This window comes from Pedobacter sp. 01N416 (genome assembly GCF_056399685.1).
This window is the reverse complement of the sequence record NZ_JBFTRT010000618.1, coordinates 1-3,615: the sequence shown is the minus strand read 5'-3', so window position 1 is coordinate 3,615 and position 3,615 is coordinate 1. Positions and strand designations below refer to the sequence as shown.

Here is a 3,615-nt window from a genome sequence, read left to right as displayed (position 1 = left end):
GTGATCGATATGCTTGAGTTGATTAAAGCTGATGGAGGTGATACAGAGAAGTGGATTGCAAAAGCGAAAGACAAAAACGATCCATTCCGTATGATGGGCTTTGGGCACAGGGTTTACAAAAACTTCGATCCAAGAGCTAAAATCATTAAAAAAGCTTGTGATGATATTCTGGAAAATCTAGGTATTGATGATCCGATTTTAGAAATTGTTAAGAAATTAGAAGAAGCGGCTTTAACTGATCAATACTTCATAGACCGTAAGTTATATCCAAATGTAGATTTCTATTCAGGTATTATTTACCGCGCACTAGGCTTCCCATCTGAAATGTTTACCGTTCTATTTGCTTTAGGCCGTTTACCAGGATGGATTGCACAATGGAAAGAAATGCACGAAAACAAGGAACCGATAGGTCGTCCACGTCAGATTTATGTAGGTGAAACAGATAGAGAATTTGTTGAGCTTAAGGATAGAAAATAATTTCATTAAGCATAAAAAAACCACTCGATAATATCGGGTGGTTTTTTATTTGGGGTATTCCCTTAACAGTCGTCACCCTGAATTCATTTCAGGGTCTATCTCTAACAAGAAAGATGCTGAAACAAGTTCAGCATGACGTTGCACTCTAAGTAGCTACGTAATAGATCAGATTTACCATTACCACTTCAGATACACTAAATGCTATCCAATACATCACAAAAATCCAGAACATTTTAAAAACTATACTCCAGGGTTTTCTTTGATAAAATACTTTTAAGGCGCTGTACAGCTCTAGTGTTTCTTGAATTACTTCAGATTTTTCACCAATATTGATCGCTCTTTTTTTGATCATCCGCTCATACCAATTGTCTTGCTCGGTGGGTGGCAATTTCTTTTGCCTTCCTAAATAGGCTGCATAAGTGCTATCGTTTCTTTCGATATGGATATCGTTATAATCTTCGATCATGTCGGCAATGGAATCAGACGCTAGTTTAGCGTTTTCAGTTCTAAGCCTGTTCAGTTCCTTTTCCTGATCAGCAAAACCAAGTTTTATAAATTCTTTTTTCTTGATTGCTTTATTAATCGATGTTGTTGCCTTATTTGCAATGTTTTTAGGTATTCCCGAAAGCTTCAGTGCCTTATTTACACTGTCGGTAACACTTTCATCTCTTCGCTTTTCGGTTTTAGTTGAGTCATGAGCATCTTTTTTACATGTTTTGGTGAATACACAACCAAAAAATATACTATAGATACGAAGATATACATACTCACCGGATTAATATACCTGGCTCTTTTACCAGCTAAATAATCGAGTGTAACCTGCCCGGGCTTTGTTAAAAGTGGAGAGAGGGTTTGAAAGAATTTATTGTCGAAATGAAAGTAATGCGCTATACTATGACTAATAAAGGCCCAGAAACTTTCTTTTAACTCTAAATTTGGTTGACCGCAATCGCTACAATAATGTTTTTCTACATGAGCGCCACAGTTTAGGCAATTGTGTTCTTTTCTATACTTACCAGCTGACATGGGATAAATCGAAATTATAAATGGTTAATGGCCTCTACTTCTGCTCGTGTATGTTTGTGTTTAAATATGACTACAAAAACTATGGCAATAACCAGAACATAAATGGTGAAAGATAACCAGATGTTGTGCCAGTCTTTCACATCTAATGCCCTGCTTAAATTTCCATTTTCTAATACACTGATTCCTTTATTTTTCAAAAATTGAAGGAGATGTTTATTGTCTGCTTCGCTCTTTACATATTTAGATAATGAATCAATACTGCTATAATAGGTAGTAAAATATTTATTGATCATCCAACCTGACACTAAACTTCCAAACACAGCTCCAAAACCGTTAGTCATCATCATAAATAAACCTTGAGCAGATGAACGTGTTTTTGGTGTGGTTGATGTTTCTACGAACAGTGATCCGGAAATATTAAAGAAATCGAATGCCATACCGTATACAATACAAGAAGTAATGATCATCCATAAATTAGTAGAAGGATCGCCAAAGGCAAATAACCCGAAACGTAATACCCAGGCAAACATGGCAATTGCAATTACCCATTTAATCCCAAATCTTTTCAAAAAGAATGGAATAGCAAGAATAAACAGTGTTTCTGATATTTGAGAGATGGATAAAATGATCGTGGAATAGCGGATTACAAAAGATTCTGCAAATACAGGGAATAATTTAAATTCATCCAGAAAAACATCACCATAAGCATTGGTTAATTGCAATGCAGCCCCTAAAAACATAGAGAAGATGAAAAACAAGGCCATTTTATAATCAGCAAACAGCTTGAATGATTCTAACCCTAGTTTCTGTGCGAATGTTTTTTTCTCACTAATTAAATTTAAAGGTTTACAGGCAGGTAAAGTGAAAGAGTATATGCCTAAAAATAAGGCACTTATACCAGCAATGTAAAATTGATTTGCACTTGCTTTATTCCCGGTTAAATTGGTAAGCCACATGGCGGCAATAAAACCAACTGTTCCCCAAACACGGATGGGCGGAAAGTTTTTTACAACATCGAAGTTGCCGTTTTTTAATGTTGTGTAGCTAATTGAGTTACTTAATGCAATGGTTGGCATATAAAAACACATAGACACCAATATAACCCAAAAGAAAGTGTGCGGATCTTCTACTTGAGGCAGATAGAACATGGTGGCTGCGTAAAGGATATGTAAAATAGCATATAACTTTTCTGCATTGATCCATTTATCTGCAAGAATGCCTGTTATGGTTGGCATAAATAGCGATGCAATGCCCATTGTAGAGAAAATTACCCCAAAATCTGCACCGTCCCATTGTTTGGTTCCGAACCAATAATTTGCAATCGTAATTAACCAGGCAGCCCATACAAAGAATTGCATGAAACTCATTATAGTTAAGCGAAACTTAACGTTCATAATAATAGTTTAGTTTGATTATTGAAAGTAAAAGCTGAATATAGAACTATTTTGAATGATAATTCAAAATGAACCTAAATTATTTTAAACAATTTGGCTCATTTTAGAATTTAGCTTTTTATAAAGGGAATTTGAGAAAAAATTTAGACATTTTTTTTAGTGCAGAAACATTTTTTATGATACAATACTATGATGTTCCGCGTTTATTCAATTCATCTCTTAATCTTGCGGCCTTTTCATAGGCTTCTTCGGCAATGGCTTCCTGTAATTTTTGCTGAAGTTCTTCTAATGTTAAATCACCAAAACCTTGTTGCTGGGTTGAGGTAGGCAAGCTATCCGCTTCGGGCTCTTTTGCAATAGAATCCATATTTTCGAGAAAAAGAAAATCATTCCCTTCTATTACGATTCCGGCAGAAGCCAAAATAAATTCGTAGGTATAAATCATGGCGTTAAAGCGAACGGCCAAAGCGATGGCATCAGATGTTCTGGCATCAACTTCATGTGTATTTTTACCATCACTGCAGATCAACTTTGCGTAAAAAACACCATCAACCAAATTGTAGATGATAATTTCCTGGATATTGATATGAAAAGTATCAGCCATCGATTTGAATAAATCATGTGTTAATGGCCTACTAGGAGTCATTTTCTCAATTTCTATAGCAATGGCCTGTGCTTCAAATGCACCAATAATTATCGGTAAGCGGCGGCGTCCATT

Annotated in this window: 5 protein-coding genes; 1 reads left to right on the top strand and 4 read right to left on the bottom strand. The window is 35.6% G+C overall.

Annotation, left to right across the window (positions count from 1 at the left end; genetic code table 11):
* The coding region (locus AC1DND_RS24725; protein WP_477585210.1) for a citrate/2-methylcitrate synthase at positions 1-477 on the top strand (477 nt) is incomplete at its 5' end.
* 145 nt (positions 478-622) lie between these two features.
* Here AC1DND_RS24725 and AC1DND_RS24720 read toward each other — a convergent pair.
* The 4 genes from AC1DND_RS24720 to AC1DND_RS24705 form a co-directional block, all read right to left on the bottom strand.
* Positions 623-943, bottom strand: a complete 321-nt coding sequence (locus AC1DND_RS24720) for a hypothetical protein (RefSeq protein ID WP_477585209.1) — start codon at positions 941-943, stop codon at positions 623-625.
* Between the two features lie 176 nt (positions 944-1,119).
* A complete protein-coding gene (locus AC1DND_RS24715) occupies positions 1,120-1,503 on the bottom strand; it encodes a DUF3667 domain-containing protein (RefSeq protein WP_477585208.1) in 384 nt (127 codons plus the stop codon).
* A gap of 14 nt (positions 1,504-1,517) precedes the next feature.
* A complete protein-coding gene (locus AC1DND_RS24710; protein WP_131031974.1) occupies positions 1,518-2,897 on the bottom strand; it encodes a nucleoside permease in 1,380 nt (459 codons plus the stop codon).
* 187 nt (positions 2,898-3,084) lie between these two features.
* Positions 3,085-3,615 (bottom strand): bifunctional nuclease family protein (locus AC1DND_RS24705; RefSeq protein WP_477585207.1); only part of this gene is annotated, 531 nt, incomplete at its 5' end.